15 protein-coding genes are annotated in these 17,007 nt (G+C 43.6%); 6 read left to right on the top strand and 9 right to left on the bottom strand.

The features are described from left to right. Positions 1–114 precede the first annotated feature (114 nt). Positions 115–1,143 (bottom strand): branched-chain amino acid aminotransferase, encoded by a 1,029-nt coding sequence (locus tag FFM77_RS10160; RefSeq protein WP_137635646.1) that lies wholly within the window; start codon positions 1,141–1,143, stop codon positions 115–117. A gap of 171 nt (positions 1,144–1,314) precedes the next feature. Here FFM77_RS10160 and FFM77_RS10155 point away from each other — a divergent pair, with 171 nt between their 5' ends. Then, positions 1,315–1,641, top strand: a complete 327-nt coding sequence (locus tag FFM77_RS10155; protein ID WP_137635645.1) for a hypothetical protein — start codon at positions 1,315–1,317, stop codon at positions 1,639–1,641. A 273-nt stretch (positions 1,642–1,914) separates the two neighbouring features. Here the strand turns inward: FFM77_RS10155 and FFM77_RS10150 are convergent, their stop codons facing one another. From FFM77_RS10150 to FFM77_RS10140, 3 genes are read right to left on the bottom strand one after another with little or no spacing between them, the layout of a single operon-like run. After that, positions 1,915–2,880, bottom strand: coding sequence for a hypothetical protein (locus FFM77_RS10150; RefSeq protein ID WP_379892203.1), 966 nt, complete (start codon positions 2,878–2,880; stop codon positions 1,915–1,917). A 17-nt stretch (positions 2,881–2,897) separates the two neighbouring features. Beyond that, positions 2,898–4,787 carry an ABC transporter ATP-binding protein gene (locus FFM77_RS10145; RefSeq protein ID WP_137635643.1) on the bottom strand — a complete coding sequence of 630 codons (1,890 nt, stop codon included), beginning with the start codon at positions 4,785–4,787 and terminating at the stop codon, positions 2,898–2,900. After that, positions 4,787–6,517, bottom strand: a complete 1,731-nt coding sequence (locus FFM77_RS10140) for an ABC transporter ATP-binding protein (protein ID WP_137635642.1) — start codon at positions 6,515–6,517, stop codon at positions 4,787–4,789. Before FFM77_RS10140 ends, FFM77_RS10145 begins: the two co-directional genes overlap by 1 nt. A 1,149-nt stretch (positions 6,518–7,666) precedes the next feature. On the opposite strand from FFM77_RS10140, the gene FFM77_RS10135 reads away from it, so the two are divergent. The 5 genes from FFM77_RS10135 to tnpA all read left to right on the top strand — a co-directional run bounded on the left by FFM77_RS10135 (position 7,667) and on the right by tnpA (position 11,281). Continuing rightward, on the top strand, positions 7,667–8,329 hold the full coding sequence (locus FFM77_RS10135) for an amino acid ABC transporter permease (protein WP_137635641.1): 663 nt from the start codon (positions 7,667–7,669) through the stop codon (positions 8,327–8,329). Further along, on the top strand, positions 8,310–8,996 hold the full coding sequence (locus FFM77_RS10130; protein WP_137635640.1) for an amino acid ABC transporter permease: 687 nt from the start codon (positions 8,310–8,312) through the stop codon (positions 8,994–8,996). The genes FFM77_RS10135 and FFM77_RS10130 overlap by 20 nt, the downstream gene beginning before the upstream one ends. Continuing rightward, the gene (locus tag FFM77_RS10125) at positions 8,996–9,736 is read left to right on the top strand and encodes an amino acid ABC transporter ATP-binding protein (protein WP_137635639.1); all 741 of its coding nucleotides are present in this window, start codon (positions 8,996–8,998) and stop codon (positions 9,734–9,736) included. The genes FFM77_RS10130 and FFM77_RS10125 overlap by 1 nt, the downstream gene beginning before the upstream one ends. A 23-nt stretch (positions 9,737–9,759) precedes the next feature. Continuing rightward, a complete protein-coding gene (locus FFM77_RS10120; RefSeq protein ID WP_137635638.1) occupies positions 9,760–10,611 on the top strand; it encodes a transporter substrate-binding domain-containing protein in 852 nt (283 codons plus the stop codon). Positions 10,612–10,816: 205 nt separating this feature from the next. Continuing rightward, the gene (gene tnpA / locus FFM77_RS10115; protein WP_137635637.1) at positions 10,817–11,281 is read left to right on the top strand and encodes an IS200/IS605 family transposase; all 465 of its coding nucleotides are present in this window, start codon (positions 10,817–10,819) and stop codon (positions 11,279–11,281) included. 140 nt (positions 11,282–11,421) lie between these two features. Here tnpA and FFM77_RS10110 read toward each other — a convergent pair whose 3' ends face one another. The 5 genes from FFM77_RS10110 to FFM77_RS10090 all read right to left on the bottom strand — a co-directional run bounded on the left by FFM77_RS10110 (position 11,422) and on the right by FFM77_RS10090 (position 16,815). Next, complete coding sequence (locus FFM77_RS10110) at positions 11,422–11,814, bottom strand: YxeA family protein (RefSeq protein ID WP_137635636.1); 393 nt, start codon at positions 11,812–11,814, stop codon at positions 11,422–11,424. A gap of 136 nt (positions 11,815–11,950) precedes the next feature. Continuing rightward, entirely contained in the window at positions 11,951–13,177 is a 1,227-nt protein-coding gene (locus tag FFM77_RS10105) for an ArgE/DapE family deacylase (RefSeq protein ID WP_137635635.1), read from the bottom strand. 743 nt (positions 13,178–13,920) lie between these two features. Further along, the gene (locus FFM77_RS14320) at positions 13,921–14,088 is read right to left on the bottom strand and encodes a type I toxin-antitoxin system Fst family toxin (protein ID WP_137635634.1); all 168 of its coding nucleotides are present in this window, start codon (positions 14,086–14,088) and stop codon (positions 13,921–13,923) included. Between the two features lie 1,979 nt (positions 14,089–16,067). Then, positions 16,068–16,448 (bottom strand): hypothetical protein, encoded by a 381-nt coding sequence (locus FFM77_RS10095; RefSeq protein ID WP_137635633.1) that lies wholly within the window; start codon positions 16,446–16,448, stop codon positions 16,068–16,070. Next, a complete protein-coding gene (locus FFM77_RS10090; protein WP_137635632.1) occupies positions 16,432–16,815 on the bottom strand; it encodes a DNA replication protein in 384 nt (127 codons plus the stop codon). The genes FFM77_RS10095 and FFM77_RS10090 overlap by 17 nt, the downstream gene beginning before the upstream one ends. Between the last annotated feature and the right edge of the window lie 192 nt (positions 16,816–17,007).

Raw genomic sequence — 17,007 nt, 5'->3', positions numbered from 1 at the left:
GTCACCGAACCAATGCCCTATATTTTTATCATGAATCGTTTATTTAATAACATTCTTATTGACAAGACGTAGAAAAAAACACCCGCCAAAATGACGAGTGCTTTAATTTCAAATTTAGTCTAACTCAACCTTTTGTACCCAACCTTCAGGTGCTTCACGGTCACCGAACTGGATACCCGTTAATTCATCGTATAACTTCTTGGTAACGGGACCAACTTCAGTTTCACTGTAGAAGACGTGTAACTTGCCGTTGTGTTCCAAACCACCGATTGGTGAGATAACAGCCGCCGTCCCACAAGCACCAGCTTCAGTGAAGCGGTCTAAGTCGTCGATGTAAACATCGCCTTCTTCAACTGCCATACCAAATTTATGTTCTGCCAAATAAAGTAATGAATACTTCGTCACTGATGGCAAAATTGATGGTGATTTAGGCGTTACAAACTTATTATCTTTGGTAATCCCGAAGAAGTTAGCTGAACCGACTTCTTCGATCTTCTTATGATCAACTGGATCAAGGTAGACACAGTCAGAATACCCATTACTGTGTGCTTCTTGACCAGGGAATAAACTAGCGGCGTAGTTCCCGCCGACTTTGTAAGCCCCAGTCCCTTTATGAGCAGCCCGGTCGTAGTTTGACGTGGTAAAGTTCGTTGGCGTCATCCCACCTTTGAAGTAACTGCCGACTGGCATGGCAAAGACCGTAAAAATATATTCTTGTGCCGGATGGACCCCGATGTTACCACCGACCCCGATCATTAATGGCCGTAAGTATAAGGTTGCTCCAGTCCCATATGGCGGAACGTAATCTTGGTTAGCCCGAACAACTTGCTTAACCGCATCTACGAACATATCAGTTGGAACTTGTGGCATTAACAACCGTTCACAACTGGTTTGCATCCGCGCAGCATTCCGGTCTGGCCGGAATAATTGGACGCTACCATCCTTGGTCCGATAAGCTTTTAAGCCCTCGAAATCTTGTTGACCATAGTGTAAAGCTGTTGAGCCTTCACTAATATGTAAAGTTGCATCGCCGGTTAATTCTTTTTTATACCACTTACCATCTTTCCAATACGCACGGTAACGATATGGAAGGTTCCGATAGTTGAAACCTAAGTTATTCCAGTCTAATTGTACATCTGCCATATGAGTCGACTTCCTTTATATGTAATTTACCCCAATTGATTAATTGGAATTTAATTAAAAGATTAATAGATTATGAGAACTTTGTCAAGGCCTTTTGAATTCAATTAACGACTTTTCCGCTTCTTTTGGTATAATAGATTAAAATTCTGTATATCAAAGGACGGATTCGTCGTGGCTAGTAATTCAGATTCAATTTATAACGTTATGTTCTATATCGTCCACCACCCCGCGGAGATTACCTTTACTTCGGAATATACCAACGTGGTACGGATGGGGATTCCTGACCGGATCAAAGTCGCCAACCCCGAAATCTATTTTCCCGACAACAAACTGTTAGTCAATCGCTTCCAAGAAGACTTTGTCGCTAAAAACGGTAACTTGCTAGATTTCTTTTTTGATTACACTGAAAAGAAAGTCCCAAACTACCATGAAGTCTGGGTCTCAACGGCACATTTACCTAGTAAACAGTTGTATTTTTTGGAATTATCATTTGAATAAGCAATCGGAAGTGACTATTCCAGTCAATAAAAAGCCACTCACTTTTCCTTAAATAGAGTGAGTGACTTAGTTCTGTATGACACAAAAGAACCGGTCCTCCTTAACCAATTCAGGTTAAAGAGGACCGGTTCTTTCGCTATTTTCTAACTTGCTGAAACGTGTTCGGCCCGACTGCTTCCTGCGCTTGCTACGCCAGTCAACCATACCGGAAATTCACCGGTATAATTGACTGACTAGGCAATGCTCAGAAGCAACCCGTCGGACCTCACACTCTTATTTGGTCATAAAAATATACAAATCCGAAGCTGAAACCCCAACCGAGAACTTCACGCCCTTCGAATAAATCGGATCGATGGTCGTGGTGCTACTCTTGTTGCTCTTAGTTTCTTTACCGAACTTCTTCATGACTTGCTTGGCATTAGCGCCAGTCACGCTGCTCATTAAGGCAAAGGCCGTCCCGAATTTCTTCTGACGGGTCTTGTTCTTAAAGGCCTTGGTTGGCACGATCATTGCTGACCCCATCACGTTACCTGATTGCACATTTAACCGGATCGTATAATCTTTAGTGCTTAAGACATTGGTCACGCCTTTAGGGGTCTTAGTTGGCAATAGCTCGTCTTTTACCTTAGCTTTAGCCGTCTTCATAGCCGCAGCCACTGACTTTTGACTTGCTTGCAAACTAGCAGCTTGCATTTGTAATTGAGCAGCTGCCGTCTGTTGCGCTTGCAAGGTCTTTGCACCAGCCATCGCTGCCGTGCCGCCCTTAGCGACTTGCGCTTTGGCCGTTTTGACCGTCGCTTGAAGCTTAGCTTGTTGCTTCTTTAAAGCCGCGCCTTGGACTTGTAGCTTCTGGGCCGCTTTTTGTTGTTTCTTTGTCAGCTTAGACCCAATCAATGCTTGATTGTAACCATTCGCTAATTGCTTATAAGTCGTCAGTCGTTTAGCGGCCTTCACATGGACAGTGGTCTTGTCATTACCAGCCGTTAAGGTCACCTTTTGACGGGTGGTCTTCACGGGAACTTGAATGACGAATGTCTTGTCCCGAACTTTTTGCTTTTTAGCTTTGGCACCATCGACTTGGTAACTCACCGTTTTAGCATTGGCATGGCCTTTAACAGCAGCAACTAACCCATTGCGGGTGTAAGTTGATTTCGTGGTCGTCAGCTTAGACTGTCCACAACCAGCTAGTACTAAAGCTAATAGACCGGCCGTAGCGGCGACTGCGTACGTTTTTTTCAACACTTGACACCCCTCCTTTAGGCTTGTTCGATATTGCCAGAAAATTGACTGTTATACAGATCAGCATAGAACCCATTCTTCGCCATTAACTGTTCATGATTTCCAGTTTCGACAACTGAACCATGGTTCATCACGATAATGTTATCCGCGCCTTGAATGGTCGATAACCGATGAGCAACCACGAAACTTGTCCGGTTCTTTAAGAGCCGTTCCATCGCATGTTGAATATGCACTTCAGTCCGTGTATCAACGGAACTTGTGGCTTCATCTAAGATCAAAATTTCAGGATCAGCGACAAAGGCCCGCGCAATCGTTAATAATTGTCGTTGCCCTTGTGAGATATTTGAGGCTTCTTCGTTCAGTACCGTTTGATACCCGTCTGGCAACTTCCGGACAAAGCTATCCACATGGGCTGCTTTAGCAGCGGCATAGATTTCATCATCCGTGGCGTCTTCACGACCATACTTCAAGTTGTCAAAAATTGTCCCGGTAAACAGCCACGTATCTTGTAAGACCATCGCAAAATGTGACCGCAAGTCTTCACGCTTTAAGTCCCGCGTATCAGTCCCATTCAAGCGGATTGACCCACCTTTGACGTCATAGAAACGTTCCAACAAGTTAATGATGGTCGTCTTCCCGGCTCCAGTTGGCCCAACAATGGCCACTTGTTCACCTTGTTTCACATCCAAATTATAGTCAGTCATTAATAAATCGTTATTATCATAACCGAATTGGACATGTTCCAACGTAATCAAGTTAGGATCATCCGTCTTAGCCGGTAAGTCAGAATGTGTTTGGGTCATTTCTTCTTCGTCTAAGACTTCGAAGACCCGTTCCGCCGATGCGACCGTCGATTGAATCGTATTCAATAAGTTGGCCATCTGCGAGATTGGTTGTGAAAATTGTTGGGTGTATTGTAAGAATGCTTGGATATTCCCTAAAGACACGTTCCCATGCGCCACATCAATCCCACCAATAATCGCGACAAACACATACCCAATATTGTTTAGAAACATCATCAACGGCATGATAATCCCAGAAATAAATTGCGCTTTCCAGGCTGATTGATAATAGTTATCATTTTGTTCTTCGAAATCATCAATCGTATCTTGTTCCTTATTAAAACTCTTGATGACCACGTGACCCGCATAGTTTTCTTCAACTTGGTTGTTTAATAACCCCAGACTCTTTTGTTGAATCCCGAAGAATTTTTGCGACTTAGGGGCAATAATCCCAACCACGACCACACTTAATGGAATCGTGATTAACGCGATCAATGTTAACTTCCAACTAATCGTTAACATCATCCAGAGCGTCCCAACAAACGTGACGACACTTGTCACGGCTTGCGTTAAGTTTTGTTGCAAAGTGTTAGCGATGTTATCCATATCGTTAACGGCCCGACTCATAATATCCCCGTTAGAATGGGTATCGTAATATGAGATCGGCACTTTTTGCATCTTGCCTTTAAACGAACGCCGTAATTTATAAACCGTTCGTTGTGAGATACGGGTCATAATAAATTGTTGCATAAAACTGAATAACGCTGAAGCTGCGTACATCAGAATGACAATTAAAACGATCTGACCGATTTTTTCAAAGTTAATTGGGTAACCAGATTGGCTAACGCCCGCTTTTTGTTGGGCGATACCCTTCATGATACCTTTATAAATTTCAGTCGTAGCCTTCCCTAAAATCTTAGGCGTCCGAATTTGGAAAATAACGGAGGCAATCGCAAATGCCATCACGACAACTAAGCCAACCCAACGATCCGACATGTAACGCATCAAGCGCCAAGCCGTTTTCCAAAAACTCTTGGGCTTTTCGACTAAGCCTTGACTGCCAGGGCCATGCCGTGGACCGCTTGGCCGTGGTTGATCAGCACTAGTGGCTTTCTTTTCACTCATTATAGCTGATCCTCCTCTCGTAATTGTGACTTCATAATTTCTTGATAGACGTCATTATTGGCTTTAAGTTCAGCGTGGGTCCCTTTACCAACTAACTTCCCGTTATCTAAGACGAGAATCAAATCGGCATCGGCGACGGTTGCAATCCGTTGGGCCACAATAACAACGACACTTTGTTGGATTAACTTATCTTGACGTAGTTCGCCCCGTAATTCAGCATCGGTCTTAAAGTCCAAAGCTGAGAACGAATCATCAAAGACATAGACTGAAGCGTGCTTAACTAAAGCTCGCGCAATCGCTAACCGTTGCCGTTGACCACCGGAGAAGTTACCCCCACCTTGTTCAACGTGGGCATCCAGGCCGCCTTCTTCTTTAACGAAATCAGTTGACCGTGCAATTTCTAACGCGTGCCAGATCTCATCATCCGTAGCGTGCTCATTCCCAAACTTCATATTATCGCGAATCGTCCCAGTAAAGAGCGTCGCCGTTTGAGGGACGAATGAAATGGTTTGATGTAAATCAGCCGTCTTCACGTCGCGAACATCTTGGCCATCAACACGCACATGCCCATCTTCAATTTCATAGAACCGGGGAATCAAGTTAACTAACGTCGTTTTACCAGACCCAGTTCCCCCGATAATGGCCACCGTCTGACCGGAATGTGCCTTAAAATCAATATCACTTAAAGCCAACTGTTCCGCCGTTTGGTAACGGTAGTTGACGTGATCAAATTCTAGGCTGTGTTCCGTCGAAACAGGTAAAGTTTTCGGCGCTTCGGGATCTGTAATCTTGGGTTCAATATCTAAGACTTCTTGAATCCGTGATGCTGAAGCGGCCGCCCGTGGAATAAAGGCAAAGACCATCGCCAACAACATGAAGCTCATTAACACTTGCATCGCATACGTCATAAACGCGATCATGTTCCCAACTTGCATGGCCTGGCTACTGATCAATTGACCCCCAAACCAAACGATCGCAACGTTGGTACCACTCATGATCAACGTCATCACTGGAAAGGCAAAGGCCACGATCGTGTTAACATTAATCGCATTACGCGTGTAATCTTGGTTCGCATCTTCAAAGCGATCTTGTTCAAATTTATCTTGCCGGAATGCCCGAATAACGCGCACACCGGTTAAACCTTCGCGGAAGACTAAGTTAATCCGGTCGGTCTTAGTTTGCATCGCACGGAATAATGGAATGGCAAACCCCATAATAATCCCAATAAAGACTAGCAAAACGGGAATGGCCACCACGAAGATCCAAGTCAATTCATGACTTTTGGTATACGCCAAAAAGCTCGCGCCGACTAACATAATCGGTGCCATGATCATCATCCGTAACGCCATCATTGCTACGTTTTGGATCTGGACCACATCGTTGGTTGTCCGGGTAATTAATGAAGAGGTTTCAACTTGATCAAATTCATCGTTGGAAAAGTTGATGACCTTCTTATAAATATCTGAACGTAAATTCTTCCCTAACTTTTGTGACGACCGCGCGGCTAGGAAAACGTTCCCAAACGCTGCCACCACTGACAACAGTGAAAAACCGACCATTTCAAAACCGATCTTCCAAATATAATTGATATTACCTTTGGCGACCCCGTTATTCACAATATTGGAGGTCAAACTGGGCAAATTCAAAGTGGCAATCACTTGGACAATCATAAATAAAATTGCTCCAATGACAGCCCAATATGAGATTCGACCCTTGGCTATTTTAAGCATCTACACGCTCCCCTTCATTAATCTGATTCTGATGTAAGCAGTCAACTATCTAATCTAACTAAAAATGGTGCTTTTGTCAACCATCTTTACAAGACTCACGCAAACTATTGTAACTCACCCGCCCCTTTTTGACAGCTAAAATGTCTTAAGATTTATTAAAAGTCATTAATTTTTTCATACTTGGATTAATTGTCATGTGCGTCATGCAGTTCGATATAACTTTTCACTCTGGTTGGGCAAAAATCGGCTGGAACGTGGTGGCCGCGTTTTCGAGCCATAAGGCGGTCTCGAAAGCCGGGCTTTGTCTAAGTCGAAAACCGCGACTAAGATAAATGACACCACTGAGCCAATTTTGGCCCGCCCGGCGTTACATAACGCGTTTCTATAATGTCATGAGTCGTTGTTTTAACCGGTAACTTTAGTCGAACGGTTGATTTCTAAAATGTTCAACCGTTTCATTGACCGCAATACAAGTCTTTTCCAGATTGAAGTTAACGACCATTTTGACCCCCAACTAGCCAATGAAAACACCCCTAACTTGATAATGAAAAACCGTCCTCATTCAAAAAAATAATGGCTTACTTATTACTATTATAGTGACCGAATTTCGTCGCGACTACTAAATGCGAATCTCACAAACTTGCTTGACAGTTGTAAACGTCAATGCTAGTTTATTAGATAACGATTTGCTTTTTAATTTAATTTTAATCTGATGATGTTGATGAGAAGAGTACGTTAATCAGTAACTGTAATAGCGACCACCGACAGTGCAAGGGTGGCAGTGAACCTTAACCGAAGATGAGCTCGGAGTCTTGGTCAGTGCGTGCAAGCGGCTGACCCGTGCGGACCCGTTACCGTCCCTGGCATAGCTAGTCTGTGCTGTTGAGGTTAGTCTTAACTAACGAAATTGGGTGGTACCACGATACGTTCGTCCCTGTAATAACTTACAGGACGGACGTTTTTTGTTGCCAATTTTCGACGCTACTGACCAATGTGGGGGGTAAAGCTTGCCTGTACGTTCTCTATTATCAAGTTGCTCCACTGATAAATCACAATGAGTCTTCAATCAACACCCGGTTTTGCTGAGAGCTTGGCGGCCATTAATCTCAAATTAAAATCCAATCAAATTCTCGAAAGGAGTAGATCGACATGAGCAGTTGGGCCATTATTCAACAAAGCCTCCCTTTATTTCAAAAAGGCTTCTTCATTACCTTAAAGTTAGCCGCCCTCGGTATTCTTGGCGCTATCGTGGTCGGCAGCATTTGTAGCCTGATTCAATATTTCAAATTGCCGCTTTTAAATCCACTAGTGACGATCTATACCGAGATTGCCCGTAATACACCGTTATTGATTCAATTGTTCTTCCTTTACTATGCGTTTCCACAGTTAGGGTTGCGGTTAACGGCCAGTCAATGTGGCATCGTCGGGTTAATCTTCCTTGGCGGTAGCTACATGGCCGCGGGCTTCACGGGTGGGTTTGAAGGTATTAGTTCGTCACAACTGGAAGCTGGCCAAGCCATTGGCCTCAGTCGTTGGCAATTAGCACGTTATGTCGTCTTACCACAAGGATTAGCCTTAAGCGTGCCGGCTTTAGCTGCTAATATTATTTTCTTGATTAAGGAAACCTCGATTTTTACGGTGATTGCGATTCCAGAACTGACGAACACAGCGCTGGACCTCATCGGGATGTATTACCACACGAATGAATACCTAGTCGTACTCGTAGTCGCTTATGCCATTATCTTGATTCCACTATCGTTAATTTTGACTTATCTAGAAAGGCGGGTTCGTTATGGCACATTCGGGAATTGATGTTTTAACCGCTGGCTCAAACTTCAGCCGACTGCTGGGCGGGTTATGGGTCACCATAAAAATTGCGTTAATCGCCATTATCATTGGTTTAATCATTGGCGTGCTACTTGGTATTTTGCGGACACTGCCCAATCGGCCGCTCCGCTTTATCTTGCGGCTCTACTTGGAATTTTTCCGTATCGTGCCAACGGTTGTCTTACTCTTCTTGTTCTACTATATTTTACCGAAAGAATTCAACGTCAACTTGCCCGCCGATGCAGTCGCGACCCTCGTCTTTGCCTTATGGGTCGCCGCCGAGATGACTGATATTGTCCGTGGGGCCTTGGAGTCCGTGCCACAGCACCAAAAGGAAGCTGGGCAAGCGATCGGCTTGACTTATTGGCAGTTGCAACGCTACGTCTTAATCCCACAAGCATGGCCGCTCTGTCTGCCAGCCACCGTTAACTTGATGACGCGAGTCGTAAAGACGACCTCCCTACTGATGTTAATCAGTGTGATGGATGTCATTAACATCGGCCAGCAAATCATTGAAGCTAACAACAAGACCGCTCCCAATGGCGTCTTTTGGATTTACGGGATAATCTTTATCTTTTATTTCATGATCAACTACCCACTATCACGCTGGGCCAAACACTTGAATAAACGCCGATTGGAGGCTAATCACTAATGAGCACGCCCTTATTACATGTCAACCATTTAGAAAAGTACTACCAAAAGACCCACATTTTACACGATGTGAACTTTGAGTTAAACACCGGTGAAGTCCTGACACTGCTCGGACCATCCGGCTCTGGTAAAAGCACCCTGTTGCGCTGTTTAAATGGCTTAGAAGCTTACCAACAAGGTAGCATCACTTTTGACGGTCAAGCGGTCACTCAAAAACCAAAGCAGTGGCAACAACTTCGCCAACAAATCGGGATGGTCTTCCAAAGCTATGACCTCTTCCCAAATCGCAATGTCCTGGAAAACATTTTGCTAGGACCGCTAAAAGTTCAAAAACGGACCCGCGCGGCCGTTTTACCAGAAGTCCAACAGCTACTCGAACAAGTCGGCATGGCCGATTATGCTAATGCCTACCCACGGCAACTTTCCGGCGGTCAAAAGCAACGGATTGCCATCGTCCGCGCCCTAGCTTTGAAACCAAAATTAATGCTCTTTGACGAAGTCACTGCGTCCCTTGATCCTGAAATGGTCCGCGATGTGCTTAATATCATTCGCCAATTGGCTGACAGCCACGCGATGACGATGCTCGTCGTCACCCATGAGATGGACTTTGCCAAACAGATTTCAGATCAAGTTCTTTTCTTAGCAGACGGTCGAATTCGTGAACAGACCCCTGGTAAGCAATTCTTTGAACAACCGCAAACTGAACGGGCCCAGAACTTTTTAGCTAGTATGGATTTTTAACTTATTCTAGGAGGAATTAGCATATGAGAGAATTAGGATTGAAACGCTTATTCACAACAATTGGGGTATTAGCCTTATTAGTCAGCGTGTTAGCCGGCTGTGGTAGTCGTAACGCCAGCTCTAGTCACACGACGAACCAGAACAGTGTCGCAAAGATCAAAAAACGTGGCACCTTACGAGTCGCAGTCTTCGGCGACTTGCCACCTTATGGCTGGGTCAACAAGTCTGGTCAGCGGGTCGGCTACGATGTGACCCTCGCACGACGGGTCGCTAAAGATCTAGGTGTCAAGATTAAGTTCGTCCAAGTCAATGCCAACAACCGCGTGGATGCCCTGAATGCCAATAAGGTGGATATTGTCTTAGCCAACTTCACCGTCACTAGTGAACGCAAACAAGTTGTGGACTTTGCCAAAGCCTACATGAAAGTTTCCGTTGGGGTCGTTTCACCCCAAAATGCCAAGATTACTAAAGTCAGCCAGCTTAAAGACCAGAACTTAATCGTGACAAAAGGCACCACTGCTGAAAACTACTTCACCGCGATGCAAACCAGCGTCAACTTACTAAAATTCGATTCTAAGACCCAACAATTTAACGCCCTAAAAAACAAACGTGGTGTTGCCTTAGCCGATGATAATTCTTACCTGTATGCTTGGGTTAAAAATAACCCGAAATACACGGTGGGCATTAAAGGCATCGGTCCTAAACAATATATCTCCCCTGCCGTTAAGAAAGGCAATACCTCACTATTGAACTGGACTAATCAAGAAATCACTAAATTAACTAAAGCCGGCTTCTTCAAGACTGACTACCAGCAACAACTCGCGCCTTACTTCGGTAAAGAAGTTAAGGCCAGCGATATCATTATCAACCATTAACAACAGAAACGGGCGTCACCAGATAATTTCCGGTGACGCCCGTTTTATTTGTGCCTTTAGGCCGAGTTGAGCTCGCAAAGCGTGCGAAACAAAAAACCACCCGCTATGCGGGCGGAAGGCAATTTGGTTAAACCAAAACGCCTCCATAAGTTTTAGAATGTAGGTGTCGAAGCCAACATTGCTAAATCGAAAGGGGACGTCTTAAATGGCGAATAAACTCAATAGTCTTGCACATACAAAGTGGTTATGCAAATACCATATCGTATTCACTCCAAAGTATAGGAGAAAAATCATTTATAATCAATATCGTCGTGACTTACAACAAGATATCCGACAACTGTGCCAATATAAAGGCGTTAAAATTATTGAAGGGCATATGATGCCGGATCATGTACATTTGTTGTTAAGCATTCCGCCCAAGGTAAGTGTTTCAAGTTTTATGGGTTATTTGAAAGGTAAGAGTGCGTTAATGATGTTCGATCAACATGCCAATTTGAAATATAAATTTGGTAATCGGCATTTCTGGTCAGAGGGGTATTATGTCAGTACGGTCGGACTAAATGAAGCAACCATAAAGAAGTATATCCATGACCAAGAAAAACATGATCAAGTGGTGGATAAATTAAGTGTCCGGGAATATTCAGACCCTTTTAAGGGTCAAGGTAAGTAGTACGGACACCGCTTAAAGCGGTAGCAAAAGTGACAAACGCAATCTGGCTTTGACACACAAAAGCCAGCGCCTTGAGACGCTGGCCAGTACATAGGGCTTATAGCCCTGGAGCAAACCACCCGTTTTACGGGTGGTTATGACTAAGCTTTCACTAACAATTGGACCACGCTGGTTGGGACGACTGCTTGTGTGACGCCTTCCCAAGTCTCAACGTTTTGCCCTTTAGTTTCGATTTTTAAATAATGTTTTAACTTCAACCGTTTATCGGCAGTGAAGGTCAATGTGCGGGCATGGCCTTGGGCATCGTAAGTTTGCAGCCGATACGTATAGATATCCTCGCCCATCTGCCCTTTACCGTGTTTGACGGTCTCATTGGTTAACCCATATACCGTTGTGGTTTTAACGAACGGATTCACGTTATCTAGTGCCATTGATAATTCCGAGCCACTATTTTTAGTTAAGACACTCGACCCGAACAACGCCCCTGCCCCGAGTCCAATCAGAACTAACAACCCAATTAACAATTTTTTCATGCTTGTATTCCCCCTGCAAGTAATGATTAAAGTTGATAAATTTAATCATAGCAAGCTTCAACCACCTTGCCTAGCTGGATAAGGGTTTCTTAATCGGGTTAGTTAATCCCTAATAAAGCCAATGTTTTCTTAAACTTTAGGCTTCGTTAAAGTAAGCTGGGAAGAGTTCTTCGTACATCTTGATAAAGTCTAGATACATAGACTTAGAAACGTATTCGTTTGGTTGATGTGAGGTAAAGTTACCCGGACCAAAGACCGTGTAGTCAAAGCCTAATGGTTGGTCAACCAATAACCGCCGTGCGTCAGTCCCACCAGGAGCCCCTAAAGCCGGAATCGTACCCGCTGGCAATTCCCGACCAAGCATCTTCGTCACAATCTGGTTTTGTTGCTGATCACTAGCAGAGAATTTAGCATTCAACAAGTAAGGTTTCGCCACCCGTTGAATCAACCGTAACATTTTAGACTTCGGATCACCAACGACCGGATTCAAGTCCATCTCAACGTGCATATTGATTTGACTACCATACTTGGCGGCATCAGCATCAATCACGTCATGGAAAATCTGCAAAATTTCAGCGTTGCTAACTTCAGGAATCGTCCGCAAGTTAATCTTGGCCAAGGCATGATTAGGAATCGTATTGACTTGCTCGCCACCATTGAAAACATCAATATTGAACAATGTATCCGTATTTAACACGGCATTGTGTTGTCCCGCTGCCCGAGCCATGACTTTGGCTTTGATCGTATAGAGGATACGAATCAAATGATCCACGGCGTTACTACCTAATGCTGGCATCGAACTATGGGCGTTCTTGCCAATCGATTCCAAGTCAATGTCAATCGTTCCTGCTTGGCCATAGCAAATCCGGTAGCCGGATGGTTCAGCAATCAGCAACGCGTTGACACCTTGCATGTAACCAGCATCATAGAGCATCTTGGCACCTAGTTCACCGACTTCTTCACCGAAAGTCACCATTAACCGAATTGTGCCGTTAATTGGCACTTGCTGTTCTTTTAATTCCAACATGGCAATCGTCAACGCGGCTAACCCACTCTTCATATCATTAGCGCCACGACCAAACAGTTGCCCATCTTTTTCCGTTAAGGTAAACGGATCTGTCGCCCATTCCTTGGCATCAGCCGCCACAACATCAAAGTGCCCCGAAATCGCTAAAATTGGTGAGCCACTCCCAATTTCAGCAATCAGGTTAGCCCGGTCGTCGCCAACTGGCAAGAGTTCATTTTTAATGCCAGCATCATCGAACAACTGCTTCAAATACTCAGCCGGTTCGATTTCATTATGGTTGACTGTATTCATCGCAACTAAGTGACTTAAAAGACTAATTTTTTCGGTATCTTTCATTAGAAAACCCTTCAATCATGTTTTTTTAGATAAACTGCTACTCACAGTCTATCATGCCACTAAGTCCAACTAATTGATAGCGATTGCACTAGTTAATTTGGTCAATATGCTTGGTGCTGGTTGGTTTCTAAAATGCTCAGCCGTAGCGTTGGCTTTGGTGCGAGTGGTCTGCTCGAACTTAGGCCAAGGTCAGTTTTGAAGACTAGACTTTAGCTTCAAAATGACCCATGGCGTTCCAGCGTTTTAGTACCCAACCGGCAGGCGGTAATTTTAACTAGCCCCAAGCGCGGTCAATAAAAAAACACTGAACACGCATCGCTAACAATGCACGTTCAGTGTTTTTTTAACTGATTGGGTATACTGGGTTCAAACCAAGCCTAAGCAAGAATGCTGTTATACCGGTATTAACAAGCACTTTACAGTGTTTAAAAATACTCGTGGTGCAAATAATGGTGCAAATCAACTCTAAAAACGGCCAAAAACACATAATGTCTGTAATTAATTAATCAGCCGGCGGGCGTCCAAAGTCATTCATTACGGGTGGCTTTTTTATTCGCTCGGATAGTATTACATAATTTGTACGGTAAAACATACACGAATCGTGTACGAAGATGGTATAATGTCAGTGCGAAGAAATATTGTTTCAATGTGAACACCAAGTCCCCCAACTATGTGGAGTAGTTGAGGGGCTTTTTTTACGCTTATGTAATAAACGGGTGGGTTAGATTGTTGCCTAATCTGTTTTACTTGTGGCGTCTACGGTCTAACCAGTCCGTAAACAAGGCAATTAATATGCCAACCGCAAGCGGGGCGAAAAAATACTGCAACAATGTGATCACCTCCCCACCGTTACACACAGTGTAGGTAGGCAACTTGTTTATTATCCAGCACTGACACCAGCAATGCAACATGATTTAGCTTATTTTGACTTATTGTTGAGCTTGAATAAGCCTTGTAGAGTAGCTCCACAACTAGGTAGAAAATATCGACCCAGTTAAAAACCGCCTGATTAAACTGGTATTGGATTGTTGGCGTCAATCACTTTAGGGTGTCACCTATGTCACCGTACACAAGGTAGGCTGTTTCTTGTTCGCTGTGTCTTTTAGCCAGAACGGATATTGCGAGTCGAACTTATCGACTCACAATTAGTCAATTAGCAGTAGGTCGTTAGTAACTAGGTAGTAAATAGCGGTTCAGTTAAAAGTTCAATCGATTTGACTAACATTAAATCATCAGTAATCAATCACTTTAGGGGGTCTATAATGTCTCATTACCAGATATGATAATACATCAAATCAGTGTACGGATCGGTTACTCCCCTAAGTTTAACTTAGGGCGTGGAAGTCTAAGTTACATAAGTGGTTCAGCTCATTGTTGAGCAAATCTCATAAAAACGTCTATTAATGTGTATAGCTAGTAGGTCGCTCCTGCTTCGTACTTTTCTGTTCGAAACCAATTAGTGTGGCATAGGCACAAGGCCTTGAAATGACCTTAACAAAACTTAACATTTACTCCAACAAATACCAGCATTTACCAGCATCTAAAAATTAAGGAATACTATAAAACCGGCATTTATAGGTGCAACTTTTTTGCACACAAAAATAAAAAAGGATGCAGTAGAATTGCACCCATAATCGCCCATAAATCAATGATGGAGTGATTAAAAGGGCTAGCAAACGCCAGCATTTTATGCAAGCATTTGCAAGCATTCTATGGGTGCATTCTTGACTGTGGCAACCGTTGCCAAAAGTGGCAACACGTTGCATCAAATTAGCTTACGATTGCCAGTCTGAAACGAGCCAACACCCTAGTAAAACCTAGTATTTTATCCGAGCATTTCCGAGCATTTTACGCCATCATTAGCCATCATTTTATCTTAGTATTTCTTAGCATGCCAACGATTGAAACGTGATAGTGCCGGCCGCTTTTGTGCGCACACAAAACTCAAAAAGGGTGCACACAAAATCGAATGAGAATGCGTACGGATTGCGTCCTAAAAGCTTATTGTATCGCCGTGCACCCTCGCAAACCCTAACATTTATCTTAGGTTTTCTAAGGGTGTCACGCGTCAAAATAAGGCTAACAATCGCTAACATTTCAACGTTTCTAATACGTCTGCATCAGCAATTATAGGTGCAACCTTTTTCCAAAAAGGTTGCAGTAAGGTTGCACCCATAAAATCTCATTTATCGCTCCGATTACGAGTTAATATTTTTAGACTACTTCATAACGGATGAACTGACTCGGTAAATTAACGAGTCAGACTAAAATAGGTCTAACAAATAGGGAGTCGCGAATCACGTCCCCCGTTAACTAAGAACGAAGTTAGGCATACTAACCTCGTGAACTAGGGAGGTGTTAAATTGACACCCCCTAGTTTTTTTCATAAACGACTAGGTCGGTCAATCTGATTGACTCGCTTTCTAACGACTTCCGCATAAGTGCGGAAACACGGCGCTGACCTATACTGCATCGTTTTGAACGATAGCGGATTTCATAATAGGGAGGAACGAATCGTTACCCCTCGGATGCCCCCTAAGTTTAACTTAGGGCGTAACTATGGCTATGCTCCAGTTAGCTATCACTCATTCGTGTAGTTTTCCCCGATAATGGGTAAAGATTGCTAGCCCACTGATTATGCTTAAAACACATCCTTTTAAATGATAAGTTGCATGTAATGGAATCAATCAGGCTAAAACAGGTTAATCAAAACAACCTGTTTACATTAATCGATTAAGTACGTGAATATTGTTCACCTAGTGCATGTTTCTGCCACTTTTGGCAGAATTATAAAAACCACTCGATACCATGACGGCATGAGTGGCTTAATTGGCGGGAGGAAATAGTGTTCATGGTCAATCTGATTAGCCTAGGATTTCAGGCCTATTAGTTACAGTAGGCTGGCCGTGTACTGCTTATCAGCCTCGCTAAACTCATCAGGGTACTTGCGTTGTATCTTATCTAGCATTAATACAATGCGTCTGGCTTGACGGTTAGCGGCGTGCATTCGTAGTCGGCTCCATTTAGTCATGACTCTAACTCTGGTAATCGTTCCATCGATACGGAGTGATTGCAATTGAACAATAACGAATAGTGAAATACTTCGTTCACTGTAATATTGATCACGGGCGGCATCATTATTCAGTAAATACTCATCCAGTCGGTCTAAAAGACTCTCAATCTTATCAGTACGGTGGCTTATTCTCTCGTTTGCTCGCATCGTCTTAGCAACTAAGCGCCTATATCTCTTTAAGCTAGCTTGCAGTGTCATGATTGCCCACCTCTTGTTTTAGTTTTCCAGTTAGACGCTTGATTTCAGGTCTTAACGCCAGCTCCCAGCCATTTAGGTCTGCTGACTCTATAGCGCTCGCACGTCCCTGCATCGATGCAATTTGACTCTTATAACTGGCAATCCCAATACTGCGTTCATCGTCATTCGTAGCAATAAACATCCCTCGCTTGCCGTAGCGCATTGCCACAATGGGAACGCCATGCAATCGGATTAAGTCGCTGATAATCTCTCTAATGGCTCGCTTATCTATCTGGGTCAATCGTTTTAGATCACCCACAGTTATCGGGTTAGCAGCTCCTCTCGGTATCATCGTCATAATTTGATATTCAATCATTGATAACGGCATATTATTGCCCTCCTAGTTTTTTTACTCTTTGTTGCACGTTATACCCGTGTACCTGTGTAGGTGTGTAAAACGTTGATATAACAGCGTTTCGCCACACATATACCCGTGTTTATAGCGTTCTAACGTGTGTAATCGATTTTCACACAGGTTTACACGGGTTATACACACGTCCCTCTTTTTACAAATCCTTAT

It is taken from the genome of Lactiplantibacillus songbeiensis, assembly GCF_005405125.1.
GTDB classification, from domain to species: Bacteria; Bacillota; Bacilli; order Lactobacillales; family Lactobacillaceae; genus Lactiplantibacillus; species Lactiplantibacillus songbeiensis.
This window is presented reverse-complemented; position numbering and strand designations above follow the sequence as displayed.

Coding starts and splice junctions, on each gene's coding strand:
- FFM77_RS14320 (WP_137635634.1), bottom strand. CDS start 14,088: ATGTTGCATTGCTGGTGTCAGTGCTGGATAATAAACAAGTTGCCTACC.
- FFM77_RS10105 (WP_137635635.1), bottom strand. CDS start 13,177: ATGAAAGATACCGAAAAAATTAGTCTTTTAAGTCACTTAGTTGCGATG.
- tnpA (WP_137635637.1), top strand. CDS start 10,817: ATGGCGAATAAACTCAATAGTCTTGCACATACAAAGTGGTTATGCAAA.
- FFM77_RS10090 (WP_137635632.1), bottom strand. CDS start 16,815: ATGCCGTTATCAATGATTGAATATCAAATTATGACGATGATACCGAGA.
- FFM77_RS10110 (WP_137635636.1), bottom strand. CDS start 11,814: ATGAAAAAATTGTTAATTGGGTTGTTAGTTCTGATTGGACTCGGGGCA.
- FFM77_RS10120 (WP_137635638.1), top strand. CDS start 9,760: ATGAGAGAATTAGGATTGAAACGCTTATTCACAACAATTGGGGTATTA.
- FFM77_RS10145 (WP_137635643.1), bottom strand. CDS start 4,787: ATGAGTGAAAAGAAAGCCACTAGTGCTGATCAACCACGGCCAAGCGGT.
- FFM77_RS10135 (WP_137635641.1), top strand. CDS start 7,667: ATGAGCAGTTGGGCCATTATTCAACAAAGCCTCCCTTTATTTCAAAAA.
- FFM77_RS10160 (WP_137635646.1), bottom strand. CDS start 1,143: ATGGCAGATGTACAATTAGACTGGAATAACTTAGGTTTCAACTATCGG.
- FFM77_RS10130 (WP_137635640.1), top strand. CDS start 8,310: ATGGCACATTCGGGAATTGATGTTTTAACCGCTGGCTCAAACTTCAGC.
- FFM77_RS10095 (WP_137635633.1), bottom strand. CDS start 16,448: ATGACACTGCAAGCTAGCTTAAAGAGATATAGGCGCTTAGTTGCTAAG.
- FFM77_RS10125 (WP_137635639.1), top strand. CDS start 8,996: ATGAGCACGCCCTTATTACATGTCAACCATTTAGAAAAGTACTACCAA.
- FFM77_RS10140 (WP_137635642.1), bottom strand. CDS start 6,517: ATGCTTAAAATAGCCAAGGGTCGAATCTCATATTGGGCTGTCATTGGA.